21 protein-coding genes and 2 rRNA genes (1 of these 23 only partly in view) are annotated in these 17,799 nt (G+C 42.8%); all 23 read right to left on the bottom strand.

Annotated elements, in window-relative coordinates:
• A 23S ribosomal RNA gene (locus PO903_RS01930) occupies positions 1-1,681 on the bottom strand; it reaches 1,379 nt to the left of the window's first position.
• A gap of 280 nt (positions 1,682-1,961) precedes the next feature.
• Positions 1,962-3,516 (bottom strand): 16S ribosomal RNA (locus PO903_RS01935).
• Together the 16S and 23S rRNA genes form the textbook arrangement of a ribosomal RNA operon.
• Positions 3,517-3,856: 340 nt before the next feature.
• Complete coding sequence (locus tag PO903_RS01940) at positions 3,857-4,087, bottom strand: hypothetical protein (RefSeq protein WP_069328383.1); 231 nt, start codon at positions 4,085-4,087, stop codon at positions 3,857-3,859.
• 168 nt (positions 4,088-4,255) lie between these two features.
• Complete coding sequence (locus PO903_RS01945) at positions 4,256-4,882, bottom strand: stage II sporulation protein M (protein WP_273592456.1); 627 nt, start codon at positions 4,880-4,882, stop codon at positions 4,256-4,258.
• Between the two features lie 121 nt (positions 4,883-5,003).
• Positions 5,004-6,113 carry an iron-sulfur carrier protein/transcriptional regulator SalA gene (gene salA, locus PO903_RS01950; protein WP_069328381.1) on the bottom strand — a complete coding sequence of 370 codons (1,110 nt, stop codon included), beginning with the start codon at positions 6,111-6,113 and terminating at the stop codon, positions 5,004-5,006.
• A 241-nt stretch (positions 6,114-6,354) separates the two neighbouring features.
• Positions 6,355-7,524, bottom strand: a complete 1,170-nt coding sequence (gene sat / locus PO903_RS01955) for a sulfate adenylyltransferase (RefSeq protein WP_273592457.1) — start codon at positions 7,522-7,524, stop codon at positions 6,355-6,357.
• Between the two features lie 131 nt (positions 7,525-7,655).
• Positions 7,656-8,348 carry a phosphoadenylyl-sulfate reductase gene (locus PO903_RS01960; RefSeq protein ID WP_069328379.1) on the bottom strand — a complete coding sequence of 231 codons (693 nt, stop codon included), beginning with the start codon at positions 8,346-8,348 and terminating at the stop codon, positions 7,656-7,658.
• A 371-nt stretch (positions 8,349-8,719) separates the two neighbouring features.
• Positions 8,720-9,112, bottom strand: coding sequence for a 30S ribosomal protein S9 (gene rpsI / locus PO903_RS01965; RefSeq protein ID WP_069328378.1), 393 nt, complete (start codon positions 9,110-9,112; stop codon positions 8,720-8,722).
• A 19-nt stretch (positions 9,113-9,131) separates the two neighbouring features.
• The gene (gene rplM / locus PO903_RS01970; protein WP_069328377.1) at positions 9,132-9,569 is read right to left on the bottom strand and encodes a 50S ribosomal protein L13; all 438 of its coding nucleotides are present in this window, start codon (positions 9,567-9,569) and stop codon (positions 9,132-9,134) included.
• A 268-nt stretch (positions 9,570-9,837) separates the two neighbouring features.
• Complete coding sequence (gene truA / locus PO903_RS01975; protein ID WP_273592458.1) at positions 9,838-10,617, bottom strand: tRNA pseudouridine(38-40) synthase TruA; 780 nt, start codon at positions 10,615-10,617, stop codon at positions 9,838-9,840.
• A 144-nt stretch (positions 10,618-10,761) separates the two neighbouring features.
• On the bottom strand, positions 10,762-11,127 hold the full coding sequence (rplQ, locus tag PO903_RS01980) for a 50S ribosomal protein L17 (protein WP_069328375.1): 366 nt from the start codon (positions 11,125-11,127) through the stop codon (positions 10,762-10,764).
• 35 nt (positions 11,128-11,162) lie between these two features.
• Positions 11,163-12,107 (bottom strand): DNA-directed RNA polymerase subunit alpha, encoded by a 945-nt coding sequence (locus tag PO903_RS01985; protein ID WP_069328374.1) that lies wholly within the window; start codon positions 12,105-12,107, stop codon positions 11,163-11,165.
• Positions 12,108-12,246: 139 nt separating this feature from the next.
• The gene (gene rpsK / locus PO903_RS01990; RefSeq protein WP_017815387.1) at positions 12,247-12,642 is read right to left on the bottom strand and encodes a 30S ribosomal protein S11; all 396 of its coding nucleotides are present in this window, start codon (positions 12,640-12,642) and stop codon (positions 12,247-12,249) included.
• 17 nt (positions 12,643-12,659) lie between these two features.
• Positions 12,660-13,025, bottom strand: a complete 366-nt coding sequence (gene rpsM, locus PO903_RS01995) for a 30S ribosomal protein S13 (protein ID WP_069328373.1) — start codon at positions 13,023-13,025, stop codon at positions 12,660-12,662.
• 23 nt (positions 13,026-13,048) lie between these two features.
• The gene (gene rpmJ, locus PO903_RS02000; RefSeq protein WP_003333770.1) at positions 13,049-13,162 is read right to left on the bottom strand and encodes a 50S ribosomal protein L36; all 114 of its coding nucleotides are present in this window, start codon (positions 13,160-13,162) and stop codon (positions 13,049-13,051) included.
• 113 nt (positions 13,163-13,275) lie between these two features.
• On the bottom strand, positions 13,276-13,491 hold the full coding sequence (gene infA / locus PO903_RS02005; protein WP_017815385.1) for a translation initiation factor IF-1: 216 nt from the start codon (positions 13,489-13,491) through the stop codon (positions 13,276-13,278).
• Between the two features lie 2 nt (positions 13,492-13,493).
• Positions 13,494-13,790: a KOW domain-containing RNA-binding protein gene (locus PO903_RS02010; protein WP_069328384.1), complete on the bottom strand. Its 297-nt coding sequence runs from the start codon at positions 13,788-13,790 to the stop codon at positions 13,494-13,496.
• Between the two features lie 29 nt (positions 13,791-13,819).
• Positions 13,820-14,569 (bottom strand): type I methionyl aminopeptidase, encoded by a 750-nt coding sequence (gene map, locus PO903_RS02015; protein WP_137225640.1) that lies wholly within the window; start codon positions 14,567-14,569, stop codon positions 13,820-13,822.
• A 5-nt stretch (positions 14,570-14,574) separates the two neighbouring features.
• The gene (locus PO903_RS02020; protein ID WP_069328371.1) at positions 14,575-15,222 is read right to left on the bottom strand and encodes an adenylate kinase; all 648 of its coding nucleotides are present in this window, start codon (positions 15,220-15,222) and stop codon (positions 14,575-14,577) included.
• Positions 15,223-15,316: 94 nt separating this feature from the next.
• On the bottom strand, positions 15,317-16,615 hold the full coding sequence (gene secY / locus PO903_RS02025) for a preprotein translocase subunit SecY (protein WP_273592459.1): 1,299 nt from the start codon (positions 16,613-16,615) through the stop codon (positions 15,317-15,319).
• Positions 16,615-17,055, bottom strand: a complete 441-nt coding sequence (gene rplO / locus PO903_RS02030; RefSeq protein WP_069328369.1) for a 50S ribosomal protein L15 — start codon at positions 17,053-17,055, stop codon at positions 16,615-16,617. The genes secY and rplO overlap by 1 nt, the downstream gene beginning before the upstream one ends.
• A 45-nt stretch (positions 17,056-17,100) precedes the next feature.
• Entirely contained in the window at positions 17,101-17,286 is a 186-nt protein-coding gene (rpmD, locus tag PO903_RS02035; protein ID WP_069328368.1) for a 50S ribosomal protein L30, read from the bottom strand.
• Between the two features lie 12 nt (positions 17,287-17,298).
• Complete coding sequence (gene rpsE, locus PO903_RS02040; protein WP_069328367.1) at positions 17,299-17,796, bottom strand: 30S ribosomal protein S5; 498 nt, start codon at positions 17,794-17,796, stop codon at positions 17,299-17,301.
• Between the last annotated feature and the right edge of the window lie 3 nt (positions 17,797-17,799).

The following is a 17,799-nucleotide window of genomic DNA, read 5'->3' on the forward strand; positions in this document are numbered from 1 at the left end:
TCTCTTCTCACCCACCTGTGTCGGTTTACGGTACGGGCACCTGCTTCCTGGCTAGAGACTTTTCTTGGCAGTGTGAAATCATGACCTTCGCTACTACAATTTTCGCTCCTCATCACAGCCTGGCCTTGCGGTATGCGGATTTGCCTACATACCAGCCTCACTGCTTGAACGGACATCCATCAGTCCGCGTCACTATCCTCCTGCGTCATCCCATTGCTCATAACGGCTTTCGGTGGTACAGGAATTTCAACCTGTTGTCCGTCGACTACGCCTTTCGGCCTCGCCTTAGGTCCCGACTTACCCTGAGAGGACGAGCCTTCCTCAGGAATCCTTGGGTTTTCGGCGGATCAGATTCTCACTGATCTTTTCGTTACTCATACCGGCATTCTCACTTGAATGAGGTCCAGCGCTCCTTGCGGTACACCTTCAATCTTCATTCAACGCTCCCCTACCCCTGATACAAAGTATCAAGCCATAGCTTCGGTGGTGTGTTTAGCCCCGTTACATTTTCGGCGCAAAGTCACTCGACCAGTGAGCTATTACGCACTCTTTCAATGGTGGCTGCTTCTAAGCCAACATCCTGGTTGTCTGTGCAACTTCACATCCTTTCCCACTTAACACACACTTGGGGACCTTAGCTGATGGTCTGGGCTGTTTCCCTTTCGACAATGGATCTTAGCACTCACTGTCTGACTCCCGGAATAAAGTCTGTGGCATTCGGAGTTTGACTGAACTTGGTAACCCTTGCGGGCCCCGCATCCAATCAGTGCTCTACCTCCACGACTCAACTTCCGAGGCTAGCCCTAAAGCTATTTCGGGGAGAACCAGCTATCTCCAGGTTCGATTGGAATTTCTCCGCTACCCCCACCTCATCCCCGCACTTTTCAACGTGCGTGGGTTCGGGCCTCCAGTACGTGTTACCGTACCTTCACCCTGGACAGGGGTAGATCACCTGGTTTCGGGTCTACGTCCACGTACTCAGTCGCCCTATTCAGACTCGCTTTCGCTGCGGCTCCGGCTTTTCACCTTAACCTTGCACGGGAACGTAACTCGCCGGTTCATTCTACAAAAGGCACGCCATCACCCATTCATAGGGCTCTGACTTTTTGTAAGCACACGGTTTCAGGTTCTATTTCACTCCCCTTCCGGGGTCCTTTTCACCTTTCCCTCACGGTACTGCTTCACTATCGGTCGCTAGGGAGTATTTAGCCTTACCAGATGGTCCTGGCAGATTCATACGGGGTTTCACGTGCCCCGCACTACTCGGGATCCGTCTCGGAGAGAATGAGATTTAAGCTACAGGGCTTTCACCTTGTCTTGCGGGCCTTTCCAGACCTCTTCGCCTACCTCATTCCTTTGTAACTCCAAAGAGACGTCCCACAACCCCAAGAAGCAAGCTTCTTGGTTTGGGCTGTTCCGCGTTCGCTCGCCGCTACTGACGGAATCACTCTTGTTTTCTTTTCCTGAGGGTACTTAGATGTTTCAGTTCCCCTCGTCTGCCTCTGCACACCCTATGTATTCAGGTGTGAGTAACTGGAGATGAATCCAGTTAGGTTTCCCCATTCGGACATCCCCGGATCACAGCTTGCTTACAGCTCCCCGAGGCTTTATCGTTGTTCGCCACGTCCTTCATCGGCTCCTAGCGCCTAGGCATCCACCGTGTGCTCTTAGTAGCTTAACCTAAGTGTTTCTATAACATAGAAACGGTGTATATTATTTCTCGCCTACTGCTGTTTAACACAGTCGTAGAGAAGAAACATTCTAAAACGCGATGTTTCGTTTTCGGTATCCAGTTTTCAAGGATCAACAGTTTGAAAGAGGTTTACTCTTTCAAAACTGAACAACGAGTGAGTTTTGTCATTCAATGAATGACCACAGATCCACCGGAGTGTTCTGCGTTTGCCGTTCTCCGAAAAGAACGACGTTCGAATGTTTCCGTTGCAGGAAACGATTCTCCATAGAAAGGAGGTGATCCAGCCGCACCTTCCGATACGGCTACCTTGTTACGACTTCACCCCAATCATCTACCCCACCTTCGGCGGCTGGCTCCTTTGCAGGTTACCCCACCGACTTCGGGTGTTGCAAACTCTCGTGGTGTGACGGGCGGTGTGTACAAGACCCGGGAACGTATTCACCGCGGCATGCTGATCCGCGATTACTAGCAATTCCGACTTCATGCAGGCGAGTTGCAGCCTGCAATCCGAACTGAGACCGGCTTTTAAGGATTGGCTCCATCTTGCGATATTGCTTCCCGTTGTACCGGCCATTGTAGTACGTGTGTAGCCCAAGTCATAAGGGGCATGATGATTTGACGTCATCCCCACCTTCCTCCGGTTTGTCACCGGCAGTCTGCTTAGAGTGCCCACCATGATGTGCTGGCAACTAAGCATAAGGGTTGCGCTCGTTGCGGGACTTAACCCAACATCTCACGACACGAGCTGACGACAACCATGCACCACCTGTCTCCTTTGTCCCGAAGGAAAAGACTATCTCTAGTCCGGTCAAAGGGATGTCAAGACTTGGTAAGGTTCTTCGCGTTGCTTCGAATTAAACCACATACTCCACTGCTTGTGCGGGTCCCCGTCAATTCCTTTGAGTTTCAGTCTTGCGACCGTACTCCCCAGGCGGAATGCTTAATGTGTTAACTTCGGCACCAAGGGTATCGAAACCCCTAACACCTAGCATTCATCGTTTACGGCGTGGACTACCAGGGTATCTAATCCTGTTTGCTCCCCACGCTTTCGCGCCTCAGCGTCAGTTACAGCCCAGAAAGTCGCCTTCGCCACTGGTGTTCCTCCACATCTCTACGCATTTCACCGCTACACGTGGAATTCCACTTTCCTCTTCTGTACTCAAGCTCTCCAGTTTCCAGTGCGACCCAAGGTTGAGCCTTGGGCTGTGACACCGGACTTAAAAAGCCGCCTGCGCGCGCTTTACGCCCAATAATTCCGGACAACGCTTGCCCCCTACGTATTACCGCGGCTGCTGGCACGTAGTTAGCCGGGGCTTTCTTCTCAGGTACCGTCACTCCGATAGCAGTTACTCTATCGGACGTTCTTCCCTGGCAACAGAGCTTTACGATCCGAAAACCTTCATCACTCACGCGGCGTTGCTCCGTCAGACTTGCGTCCATTGCGGAAGATTCCCTACTGCTGCCTCCCGTAGGAGTCTGGGCCGTGTCTCAGTCCCAGTGTGGCCGATCACCCTCTCAGGTCGGCTACGCATCGTCGCCTTGGTGAGCCGTTACCTCACCAACTAGCTAATGCGCCGCAGGCCCATCCTCAAGTGACAGATTGCTCCGTCTTTCCAGATTCGTTCAGGCGAACAAATCATGTATTCGGTATTAGCTACCGTTTCCGGTAGTTGTCCCAAGCTTGAGGGCAGGTTGCCTACGTGTTACTCACCCGTCCGCCGCTAAGCATCAAAGAAGCAAGCTTCTCGTCAACTCCGCTCGACTTGCATGTATTAGGCACGCCGCCAGCGTTCGTCCTGAGCCAGGATCAAACTCTCCATAAAGTGTTTGACGTGCTCAAATCTAAAACTGGCGAGAACCGAAGTTCTCTATTTTTTAAAGGTCGGCTAAGACCTTCATTACTCACTCGTTGTTCAGTTTTCAAAGATCAAACATTTCGTTATTTTGCCTTTGTGCACCGACGCGTTATCGCATCAGCAACTCTTATAATATATCATGCTCATTTCATTTCGTCAACACTTTTTTTCAATCTTTTTTTCAAGTGATCTGCAATGTTGAAATTTGTTAATCTCTTTCATTGCGTTCAACACTTTTAAACATTAAAAACAGTGCGAGAATTAATTTATCATATATTTATAGATTACGTCAATAGTTTTTTACAATTTAATTATTAGTCTCTTTGTAGCGTCCGTTTCGTACGTATTTGGATAGTTCCTTTTGTGGTGCGAAACGTGCATACATTTGAAAAATCGTTTTGTATCTTTTATCAATTGATTTGCGTATATCCTGATTTAGACGTTGATCACTTAGATCGAATAACATTTCATCTAATTCTTTACGTAATACATAAGCCATCTCTTTACATTCTTTATCGTTTAATAACATTCCAAGCATATGAATATCCTCCCTAGATTGTAACTCCTCACAGTATATCTATTAGGCTGCTATGTGTAGATGTATCAATCTCAATCCATTTACATGCAATAACAGCCTTGTGGATAGTGATGAATTAACCTAATTAGGCATACTTGTAACTGTTTGTATGTGATTTTTTGTAAATAACTAAGCCTGCATTAACCAGAATGTTACCGTACTCTCTATAATCGCTGCTACAAAAAGAATAATGACTAGCCAAAATGAAGCTGTGATTGTAGATCTCATAAACTGTTTCCAAGCTACTCTGAGTTGTACTCTTCCTGCTGGACTCCATGTGGTTAGACTATCCAATACCAATTTACCAAATTTCAGACCATAAGCGGCGGCGATAAGAATAGCAGGAATTTCAAAGATTCCATGTGGTAATAATCCTTTAACTATTAAAGTCACTACATCCTGTCCCTGCATATCATAGGTACGTAGTAGAAATCCAATAATCATTCCGTTCATAACTAAAAAGATTACTGGAATGATCCCTATAAATATTCCTAAATAAATAATAAGAACACTTTTGATCGCATTGTTTAGAAAGATAAACACAAAATAGTTAAGTTCTACATGCTGTCCTTGGTTAAGCTGCTCTTTGACTACTTGTAGTTGCTGAAGTTGTTCTCTTAAATAGTTACCCAATGGTTCTACTAATAAGATTCCTGCTACAATTCCTACTGCAAACAGAATGGTAGAAACCAATAACATTGATTTGTTAGATTTAAGATCACGCCAAAAAGTACGCAATGAAAACAATGAAGCCATATATTCTACTCCTTTACAACACAATTTGGTAAATAGATAAAAATAGAGAGCAAGGTATGATACGCCTTCCTCTCTATCTATCGGTTATTGAAATCAATCCTATATTTATTAGTATTGAGGTTTAGCCATGTTTCTCAATTACTTTTAGAGCTAACTCATTATATAGTTGACCAATTTCACTATCTTCTTTGTATACAGAAGGTGAAAAGTCAGGATCTGTTGGTAAATTGTCTGGTGCGCCTAACGGAATTTGAGCTAGTAGTTCAGTATGCAGTGTTTCTGCAAGCTGTCCACCGCCCCCTCTACCGAAGACATACTCTTTCTGTCCATCTCTTGCTTGGTAGTAAGACATATTTTCGACAACACCCAGAATCTCATGATCGGTCTGTAATGCCATCGTTCCCGCACGTGCTGCTACAAATGCTGCTGTTGCATGTGGAGTAGTTACCAGTATTTCTTTACTTTGTGGAAGAATCTGATGTACATCCAATGCTACATCCCCTGTTCCTGGAGGTAGATCTAGTAACATATAATCCAATGGAGCCCAGTCCACATCAGCAAAAAACTGACGAAGCATTTTACCCAGCATCGGTCCACGCCAGATTACAGGATTATTTTCTCGAATAAAGAATCCCATCGACATTACTTGAACGCCGAATCGTTCTACCGGTTGAATACGTCCTTCTTCTACAGTAGGGCCTTCTTCTATTCCCATCATATCTGGAATACTGAATCCGTAAATATCAGCATCAATAATGCCTACCCTTTTTCCTTGGCGGACTAAAGCAGTTGCTAAATTTACTGTAACAGTAGATTTACCGACACCACCCTTACCACTAGCTACAGCGATAAAACGTACACCGGAATTCTGATGAATGATAGGAAGCTCCTCTAGACCTGCTGCATGACCTTTGTGCGTCTCAGATTCAGGCGGTAGTGCTTCTTCTGTGTCTGGAGATAGTAATTGACGTACTGTAGCCATTTCAAGCTCAGAAGGGGCTCTGAAACGAATATGTAGGTCAATCGGTTCAACAATTTTAAGAGCAGCTCGAATCGATTGCTCTATAGCATCTTTATATTCTTGACCTAATTCAATACCCACTACAGTTAATGAAATTCTGGTATCTTTGATCATAACATCGCGAATAAATTGCATTTCCAATAGAGGAAATTCGTACTGCGGATCTGTAACCGTACTTAATAATTCCAAAACATAGTCTCTTGATAACATATGAGGTGCACTCCTTATGTGGTTAGATTGAATATATCGTTATAAAGACAACCATGCGCTAATGCAACAATACGTTATATTATACCATTTTATATTATTGATTCGCGAATCGTACACCGTAAAAGTATAAATAAAATGTTTCTACATCGATCGGCTTCATTTCTTATATAAAAAAACCGCTTCACTTCAAATCATGATCACATGACTAAAGTAAAGCGGTTTGGAATACATAGTGACTAATTTAGAGTTTGTTATGTTCTGCCATACCTTCAATTAATACTTCTGCTACTTCTGGACGGGTAAATTCCGGTGGAGGGCATTGACCATCTCTTAGTAATGCTCTCACTTTTGTGCCAGAAAGAGTTAAATGATTTTCTTTAGAATGCGGGCAAGTTTTGCTTGATGCCATGTTACCGCATTTGGTACAGAAAAAGCTATGTTCAAAGAATAGTGGAGTAATTCCTAATTCCTCTGCCGTAAAGTTAGTGAAAATTTCTTGAGCTTCATACGTTCCATAATAGTCACCTACACCCGCGTGGTCGCGACCAACAATAAAGTGTGTACATCCATAATTTTTGCGAACCATTGCATGGAATATGGCTTCTCTTGGTCCTGCATAACGCATTGCTGCTGGAAATACTCCTAAAAAGGCACGATCTTTTGGATAGTAATTTTCTAAAAGAACTAAATAACTACGCATCCGTACATTCGCAGGTACATCATCTGACTTTGTTTCACCTACCAATGGATTCAAAAATAATGCATCTACAATCTCCATTGCACTTTTTTGAATATATTCATGAGCACGATGCACAGGGTTACGAGTTTGGAAACCGACGACTGTTTTCCATCCTTTATCTGCAAAAATCTTTCTGGTTTGTTCAGGATCAAAATAAAACTCACCGAACTTTTCAGGTTGAGGACGTTTTAATACTTGAATAGGTCCTCCTACATAGATCGAAGAACGACTGAATAATTTTTGTATCCCTGGATGTTCAGGATCATCTGTTTTAAAGATTTTCACCGCTTCTTGTTGTTGATCTACTGTATAGATGCTACGTACCTCTAATGTACCGTAGATCACTCCATCCTGCTCTCCTACTAATGCTACTTGCTCACCTATTTGAAGAGTGGAAGTAATAGATTCATCTAAAGCAAGTGTAATTGGAATACTCCATACTGTTCCATTTGATAATCTCATATTTTCGAGAACAGAATGATAATCTGCTTCTTCCATAAATCCTTCAAGTGGCGAAAAGGCTCCTACACCTATAAGATCAAGATCGGAGATAGTCCATGTATTGATAGGAATTTGTTTCCACTGTTGAGCTTGAGCCAATAACTGATCGCGCTCTTCCTCTTTTACAATACGCTGAACCAATTGACCCCCATGTGGCAAAATTGTTGTCATTCTGTAATCGCTCCTGTCTCATCATAAATGTGTATGCTATAAAATCTATCTGCCTAAGTATACATGAAGCCGACCAAATGCTAAAAATCACTTGATCGGCTGAGATTATCTATGTTAGTCATAATGTTGAATTATTTGTGTAATCCACATTCTGTTTTATCAGAGTTAGCCCAACGTCCAGCACGAGGATCTTCGCCTGGCATAACCTGACGTGTACATTGTTCACAACCAATACTAGGGTAATGTTGATCATGCAGAGGATTATAAATAATATCGTTATCTCGAATATACTGCCATACCTCTTCAGAAGTCCAATCTGCAATAGGGTTAAACTTCATCAAACCAAATTTAGAATCATACTCGATCTTTTTAGCATTTGCACGAGTGGGTGCTTGGTCACGCCGAATACCCGTAATCCATGAATCATATTGAGATAATATCCGAGTTAAAGGTTCTACTTTGCGAATATTGCAGCAAGCATTAGGATCGACAGTCCATAGCGATTCTCCATGAGCAGCAGCTTGTTCTTCAGGAGTCAGCTTTGGAGCTACTTTAACAAATTCCATACCATAACGCTCAATCATACGATCGCGAGTCTCATAGGTTTCTTTAAAATGGAAATCAGTATCTAAATAGAAAATATCAGTGGACGGGCTGATATTCTGTAACATATCCACAATGACTACATCTTCAGCTCCAAAACTACAAGCAAAAGTAAGACTTTCAAAATTATCCACAGCCCAACGGATGACTTGTTCAGCTGTAGCATGTTCTAACTCTTCCGCTTTTACTCGAGCTAACTCTTCTTTTTCCAACAGATTCATATTTAGTTCCCCCATCTTTGGAATTCATTTTACCATTTTGGTTTTAAGTACCTTCAATAAATGACTACACTTTTAAAAGGATTCAAATTAAAGCCGACTAAACAACTAAGAATTATGTATATTATAGTACTTAATGGTTGGGGATTCAATAGTATTTTTGGAGTTAATCACAAGTTATTCACAATTTTGTACAACCGATTCTATATTTAATTTTAATTGCTATTGATATTGATATTGATATTTATGATTGTACACAGGGTTATACACATATAAAATGGTGGTCAAAATGTGGTCACGTTTCTTTTAAACACAAAAAAACCTCCCACCATTTCTGGTAAGAGGTCTTTGTAAACCTTGATATACAAGGAATATTAACGTTTGGAGAACTGAGGTGCGCGACGTGCTGCTTTAAGACCGTATTTTTTACGCTCTTTCATACGAGGGTCACGAGTCAGGAATCCAGCTTTTTTCAAAGATCCACGAAGTTCAGGATCAGCTTTAAGCAATGCACGGGAGATACCGTGACGGATTGCTCCTGCTTGACCAGAAATACCACCACCGTGAGCCAATACGATTACATCGTAGCTTCCGATCGTTTCTGTCAAGTTAAGTGGTTGTTTAACGATCAGTTTAAGTGTATCTAAACCGAAATATTCATTGATGTCGCGTTTATTGATGACAATGCGTCCTTCACCCGGTACAAGGCGAACACGTGCTACCGAATGTTTACGACGACCTGTCCCATAGTATTGTACTTGTGCCATGAAACTGTCCTCCTTTTAATTAGCCGCGAAGTTCGTAAACTTCCGGTTTTTGTGCTGCATGTGGGTGTTCTACGCCAGCATATGCTTTCAATCTTAACTTCATTTGGTTACCCATACGAGTTTTTGGAAGCATACCATGAACTGCAAATTCGATTACACGTTCTGGTTTGTTTTTAAGCATTTCATCAGCAGTGGTAACTTTAAGACCACCTGGATGCATTGAGTGACGGTAGTATTTTTTGTCTTGCAATTTTTTACCAGTCAAGTGGATTTTGTCAGCATTGATTACGATAACGAAATCTCCACCGTCTACATGAGGGGTAAATTGTGGTTTGTGTTTGCCGCGAATAAGTGCAGCTGCTTCACTAGCCAAACGACCAAGCGTTTTGCCTTCAGCATCGATAATGTGCCAATTGCGTTCTACTTCACTTGGCTTGGCAATGTACGTCGTACGCATGAAAAGTTCCTCCTTAGTGTGCTTTTGAAAATATATCATTACGGTATATTCTCATATATCTTCGTTCTTGAGTTAGTGTTGTTAGTACACAGTGTTACATAGTTATTAAGTGATGGATTAAAAATTTTAGGTGGTGTTATTCTTAATGGGGCTGTGGGATAGCCTTAAGAAAACACAAACTTTATTTTACAGCATAAAAACACGTTAAGCAAGAACTATTTGAAGTTTTTCTAGAAAAAATTTCGTAGGCATTTGCTTTGAAATTTTACTATGTATTAAACTCCTCATAGTGAACCCCCCACATCGTCAACGCTTTGCTGACTGCAGTTGGTCCTGCCTCACTACGATCCTCCGCAGCAATCATATTAGAAATAGCATCTGGTGCGTGTTTACCTTCTCCCACTTGTACCAGTGTCCCCATAATAATACGTACCATATGCTGTAAAAATCCACTGCCCGTTATATAAAAGTGTAGAATACCTTGGTCTCTTGTATCAGGACGGGTCATAGAATAATCTACTTCCAATCGTGCCTCATAGATTGTACGGATATGACTTTGCTTTTCAGAATGTTTTGAAGCAAAGGTTGTGAAGTCATGAGTACCTATAAAGTGGGAAAGAGCTTCACGCATTGCTTCAATATTCAGTTTGCCTGGATGATGTAATTGCATATGCCTTAGAAAAACATCTGGATATTGATTAGCGTTAATCGTGTATCGATATGTTTTTCGTTTGGCTGAGCGCCGTGAGTGGAAGTCCAAATGAACCTCGCGCGCATTTGTAACAATAATATCTTTGGGCAAGCGACCATTTAAAGCAAGTGGCCAGCGTTCTGCTGGGACAGTTGATTCAGTCAAGAAATGAAAGACTTGTCCAATCGCATGTACACCTGCATCTGTACGACCTGAGCCATGAATCTTTGGTTTTTCTCCAATGATCGAGGCAATTGCTTTTTCTAAATGATCCTGAATCGTATTTCCGTCCGGTTGGGTCTGAAATCCGTTATATCTGGTTCCATCATAATTGACAGTCATACAAAGATTCCTCATATATCCTCACCTTTTATACAAAGCAAGGGAGCCCCTAATGGAGCTCCCTCCCTCATTATCCTCAAACACTGCATGTTCCAAACAGAGAAAAAAAGGGTTTTGTCAGAATCTGTTGACCCTGTCCACCCTTTCCTCATCTGCATGTTACGCGCGGTCTACCAATTCAAGATAAACCATAGGTGCAGCATCGCCGCGACGAGGTCCTAATTTAAGAATACGAGTGTATCCACCTGGACGCTCTGCATAGCGAGTTGCTAAATCAGAAAACAATTTTTGGATAGCATCTTGTCCACCATCGAGAGACTCGCGACGAACATAAGCAGCTACTTGACGACGAGCATGAAGATCTCCACGTTTAGAAAGGGTGATCAGTTTTTCAGCGATAGAACGAACTTCTTTCGCTTTAGCTTCAGTCGTTTGAATACGCTCATACAAGAACAGGTCAGTTACCAGGTCACGAAACAAAGCTTTACGAGCGCTGGAGTTACGACCCAATTTTTGGTATGCCATGTTGTTTTTCCCTCCTTCATTACACTATTAAATGATTAGTCTTCTTGACGAAGTCCTAATCCTAATTCTTCAAGCTTCTCTTGAACTTCCTCAAGCGATTTGCGGCCCAAGTTGCGGACTTTCATCATATCGTCTTCGGATTTCGTAGTTAGCTCTTGTACGGTATTAATACCAGCACGTTTCAAGCAGTTGTAAGAACGTACAGAGAGATCAAGCTCTTCGATAGTCATCTCGAGCACTTTCTCTTTTTTATCTTCCTCTTTTTCGACCATGATTTCAGCATCTTTTGCTTCGTCAGTTAGACCAACAAATAACATCAAATGCTCAGTCAAAATTTTAGCGCCCAGACTAACTGCTTCTTCAGGGCGAATGCTACCATCCGTCCAGATTTCAATAGTTAGCTTATCATAGTTCGTTACTTGACCTACACGAGTATTTTCCACGCCATAGTTAACGCGGGAAATCGGAGTATAGATAGAATCTACAGGAATGACACCAATTGGTTGATCATCACGTTTATTCTTATCTGCAGCAACATAGCCACGACCACGATTTGCAAAAATACGCATGTGAAGTCTAGAACCTGGAGCTAAAGTGGCGATATGAAGATCCGGATTCAGGATTTCAACATCACTGTCTGCACGGATATCTCCTGCAGTGATCGCCCCTTCTCCTTCCGCATCAATCTCCAACACTTTTTCTTCATCAGAGTGGATCTTAAGCGAAAGGGCCTTGAGGTTCAGAATGATTTCTGTAACGTCTTCCATCACACCTTGAACCGTTGAGAACTCATGCAATACACCATCGATTTGAACAGATGTTACTGCTGCTCCCGGAAGAGAAGATAACAAAATTCTACGAAGTGAGTTGCCAAGTGTTGTGCCATAACCACGTTCGAGCGGTTCAATGATGAATTTACCGTAGTTACCTTCATCATTTACATCTACGGTCTCAATTTTCGGCTTTTCGATTTCTATCACTGCAATATCCCTCCTTCAAAACGTCGCTCCTGTGAAACTGTCGCTGAATACTTACAAATAGACATGCAGTAGTATACCCGGTAAACGGATCTTTACCTTTGCCGGGAATTATACTACAAAATAAAGAGACATGCTTCAATTATACGCGGCGACGTTTTGGTGGACGGCATCCGTTATGCGGGATTGGCGTTACATCTTTGATTAGGTTAACTTCAAGACCAGCTGCTTGCAAAGAACGAATTGCTGCTTCGCGTCCAGCTCCTGGACCTTTAACCATAACCTCAACGGCTTTCATACCGTGTTCCATTGCTGCTTTAGCTGCTGTTTCAGCTGCTAATTGCGCTGCGAATGGAGTAGACTTACGAGATCCTCTGAAACCTAGACCGCCTGAGCTTGCCCAGGAAATCGCGTTACCATGAGGGTCCGTAATTGTAACGATCGTATTATTAAACGTGGAACGGATGTGCGCCACGCCAGATTCAATATTTTTACGGTCACGACGTTTTGTACGTACGACTTTTTTAGCTTTAGCCATTGTGTGTTATACCCCCCTTACTTCTTCTTGTTCGCTACAGTACGACGAGGACCTTTACGTGTACGAGCATTAGTTTTAGTACGTTGTCCACGAACCGGCAATCCACGACGGTGACGAACACCACGGTAACATCCGATTTCAATTAGACGCTTAATGTTTAGAGAGATCTCACGACGAAGATCACCTTCAACTTTAGTACTACCAATTACTTCACGCAATTTTCCAACTTCATCTTCTGTAAGATCGCGGACACGAGTGTTCAGGTCAATACCAGTATCACTCAGAATTTTCTGGGAAGTCGTTTTACCGATTCCGAAAATATATGTCAAGGCGATCTCAACGCGTTTATCACGTGGTAAATCCACGCCAGCTATACGTGCCATTTTACGCTACACCCCCTAGATAATTATCCCTGTTTTTGTTTGTGTTTAGGATTCTCACAAATTACCATTACATTCCCTTTGCGGCGAATGACTTTGCATTTTTCGCAGATGGGTTTTACAGAAGGTCTTACCTTCATGTTAATTACCTCCTCAAGTTTTACGTCCGTAAAACTTACTTGTAATCATTGTATCTGCTGACAAGCAATGATTTCATAAACATCTATTATAACATAGATTAGTGTTAAAGTGTCTATTTGCGGTAAGTTATACGACCTTTTGTCAAATCATAAGGTGACAATTGTACAACTACTTTATCTCCAGTCAAAATACGGATAAAGTGCATCCGTAGCTTTCCAGAAACATGAGCGAGAATCTGATGACCATTCTCTAATTCAACTTTGAACGTTGCATTTGGCAAGGGTTCAAGAACCACGCCTTCTACCTCAATAACATCTTCCTTGGCCACAGTCAGTCTCCTTTCTGTTCAACATTGTTTTCGGCAGATTCCAAGAACTTGGTAACTGCATAGCGCAATTTCCCGTTCGTGACCCGACCGCTTTCTTGCAAACTGTTTACTACTTCGCTGCTAATCACCGGCATTAGCTCCAGATGAAGCAGATTCTTCTTCTTCGGCTGGTCAAACTTTCGTTTGTTCCCGTCGGCGATATAAACAAACTTTTCATCCGGTACTGCAATGATAACAGCAGGTTGAGAAGCTCCCTGACCTTTTAACACTTTCACAATTTGACCGACCTGCGGGTTCATTGTTGTTTTCACAAGAATCACCTACGCATTTAGTTTAGTTTTGTGAAAATTTCCATACCGTCTGGTGTAACCGCAACTGTATGTTCAAAATGGGCACATAATGAGCCATCAACAGTAACTACTGTCCATTTGTCTTCAAGCGTTTTGACATGTTGCTTGCCGGCATTTACCATCGGCTCGATTGCCAGAACCATTCCCGGCTTCAGCCTCGGTCCGCGATCCGCAACTCCATAGTTTGGAATTTGAGGGGCTTCGTGCAGCTTCGCTCCGATACCATGTCCTACGTATTCACGTACGACAGACATACCGGCATCTTCAATAAAACGCTGTATCGCATGCGATATTGTAAACAAGCGTACATCTGGCTTGACCAGTTCAAGTCCTGCATACAAAGAACCTTCAGTTACTTCCAAAAGTTTTTTTGCATCATCAGAAATCTGTCCTACCGGATAAGTCCATGCAGAATCTCCATGATAACCTCGGTATTCAGCACCAATATCAAGTGTAACGATGTCGCCTTCTTGCAATTTGCGTTTATTCGGGAATCCATGAACTAATTGCTCATTAACCGAAGCACAAATGCTGGCAGGAAAACCATTGTATCCTTTGAATGACGGTAAGGCATTTTGACTGCGAATATAACGGTCTGCAATCTGATCAAGATGTTCGGTCGTAATACCTGGCTCGATCGCTTGCTTGATTAGACGATGCGTCTCAGCTACAATTCGACCTGCTTCCCGCATAAATCCTAGTTCTGTTTCGGATTTGCAAATGATCATTCTGCTTAACCTCTAAGCAATGAAACAATATCCTTAGATACCGCATCAATACTTTGATCGCCATCAATCTCTCTCAATAGCTTTTGATCACCGTAGTAAGCAATAAGTGGCGCTTCTGTTTTCGTATGATACTCATTCAGACGCGTTCCTACGCTTTCTTCGTTATCATCAGCACGTTGATAAAGTTCACCACCATCAATATCGCATACGCCTTCTTGCTTCGGCGGATTGAACTCAATATGGTAAGTAGCTCCACAAGTTTTGCAAATACGTCGTCCGGTAATCCGAACAAGCAATTTGTTAAGATCTACTTTTAAATTGATCACGTGGTCCAGCTTACGCTCCATTGCTGCCAGCATTTTATCCAACGCTTCAGCTTGAGCTAAAGTTCTTGGAAAACCGTCAAGCAAGAAACCTTTTTTACAATCGGGCTGAGCAAGACGCTCTTCCACAATTCCGTTCGTTACGTCATCCGGTACAAGCAAACCCTGATCGATGAACTCTTTGGCTTTTACTCCAATTGGAGTTTCCTGTTTGATCGCTAGACGAAATGCATCGCCTGTAGAAATATGAGGAATACCTAGCTCTTTCACAATCACTGCTGCTTGTGTTCCTTTTCCTGCTCCCGGAGGCCCCATGAATATGATGTTCACGTAATGTCACTCCCCCTAAGACTAATGCTGCAAGAACAGCACGGAAAGGCGCCGGTGTGAACAAGCATGACTTGTCCCAGCCGGAACCTGCCGTCTATTTATTGATAAAACCTTTGTAATGGCGTTTAATGAGCTGGCTTTCGATCGTTTTCATCGTATCAAGTGCAACCCCGATTACGATAAGAAGCGATGTACCGCCGATTTGCACAGATTGTGGCAAACCTGAAATAGCTCCTAAGAATACTGGTAATACCGAGATGACCGCAAGGAATAATGATCCTGTCATGGTCAAACGAGTCATAACACGAGTCAAATAAGTAGCCGTTGGCTTACCTGGACGAACACCCGGGATATATCCACCATTCTTTTTCATATTATCTGCCATTTGCGTAGGATTCATTTGCACAAATGTATAGAAGAAAGTAAAACCTATGATCATTATAACATACAGCACCATACCAAGCGGTCGGTTATAACTCAAATTAAGAGTAATCCATTTAGCCCATTCATGGGTAGACCAAAAACTAGCTAAAATAACTGGAAACTGTAGTAATGAAACGGCAAAGATAACAGGGATAACACCCGCTGAGTTAACTTTCAACGGAATATGTGTATTCTGTCCACCATACATTTTGTTACCTACAACGCGTTTTGCATATTGTACTGGAATTTTACGAATACCCTGTTGGATAAAGATAACTCCGACAACAATGAAAATCACGACGATAACAACGATGGCTAACTTCGCAACATTAAAGAATGTCTGACCTTGTTGCAGGAAATCCGATTGAACCATATCACGGATATGCTGCGGAATAGCTGCAACAATACCAGCGAAGATGATGATCGAAATACCGTTACCGATTCCTTTTTCAGTGATTTGTTCCCCAAGCCACATCAAGAATGATGTACCTGCCGTTAACACAATAGCAATAATGATGTAATCTACCGCTGTAGCGTTAGGAATCATTTCTGCATTGTATAAACGGTTGAAACCGATCGATGTACCAAAGGCTTGGATAAGACCCAGAATAACAGTACCATACCGGGTAATCTGTGCCAGTTTCTTTTTACCGTGTTCCCCTTGTTTGGCCCATTCCGCAAATTTCGGAATGACATCCATAGATAATAGTTGAACTATAATGGATGCAGTGATATACGGCATGATCCCAAGGGCAAAAATGGAGAAATGCCCCAAAGCTCCCCCTGAGAAAGTATTTAGAAGACCGAACAATTCTTTACCTTGAGCGTTAGCAGACTGGAATACACTTTTGTCTACACCCGGAACCGGTACAAACGCACCGATACGGTAGACAATGAGCACCAGCAAGGTAAAGATAATCCGATTTCTAAGATCCTCAACCCGCCATATATTCTTTAGGGTCTTGAACATTAGATCACCTCGGTTTTACCGCCGGCAGCCTCGATTTTCTCTACCGCAGATTGAGAGAACTTATTCGCTTTTACAGTCAATTTCACAGTGATGTCGCCATTACCAAGAATTTTAATTCCGCTTCTTGCATTTTTAACGATTCCCTGTTCCATCAAGAACGTAGGAGTTACTTCTGTATCAGCAGCAAAGCTGTTTAAATCTTCGATGTTTACGAGTGCATATTCTTTACGAGTAGGGTTAACAAATCCGCGTTTAGGCAAACGACGATACAATGGGTTTTGTCCGCCTTCAAATCCTGGACGAACGCCCCCGCCTGAACGAGAGTTTTGTCCTTTGTGACCACGACCCGATGTTTTACCAGTACCACTACTTGGACCGCGACCTACACGTTTGCGTTCCTTGCGTGAACCTGGGCTTGGTGAAAGCTCATGCAATTTCATCGTTCGTTGCACCTCCTTATTAATAATAGGTTAATTTTTGATCAATTAACCTTCGATTTCTTTTACAGATACTAAATGTTGTACTTGTTTGATCATACCGCGCATAGCAGCATTATCGTTTTGAACTACTGAGTGATTCATTTTACGTAGTCCTAGTGTTTTAACAGTAGTACGTTGTTTCTCTGAACGACCGATCACGCTACGGACGAGGGTAATTTCCAATTTAGCCATGAGGTTCCCTCCTTAACCGAGCAACTCTTCGATAGATTTTCCACGCAGTTTAGCCACGTCTTCAGCACGTTTCAAACGAGACAAGCCTTCCAACGTTGCGTTAACCATGTTCATGGAATTCGAAGAACCCAGAGATTTAGTCAAGATATTGCCTACACCAGCAAGTTCTAATACAGCACGAACCGGTCCACCAGCAATAACTCCAGTACCTTCGGATGCTGGTTTCAACAATACACGTCCTGCTCCGAATTTACCTGTAACAAGGTGAGGAATTGTTGTTCCAACGATAGGAACATGAATCAAGTTTTTCTTAGCATCTTCGATGCCTTTACGGATAGCGTCAGGTACTTCACCGGCTTTACCGATACCAGCGCCTACCCAGCCATTACCATCGCCCACTACTACAAGTGCGCTAAAGCTGAAACGACGTCCACCCTTAACTACTTTAGCTACACGATTAATGTTTACAACTCTTTCAGTCAGCTCTAAAGTGTTTGGATCAATACGCAAGTC

It is taken from the genome of Paenibacillus sp. PK4536 (genome assembly GCF_028594455.2).
GTDB classification, from domain to species: domain Bacteria; phylum Bacillota; class Bacilli; order Paenibacillales; family Paenibacillaceae; genus Saccharibacillus; species Saccharibacillus nuruki.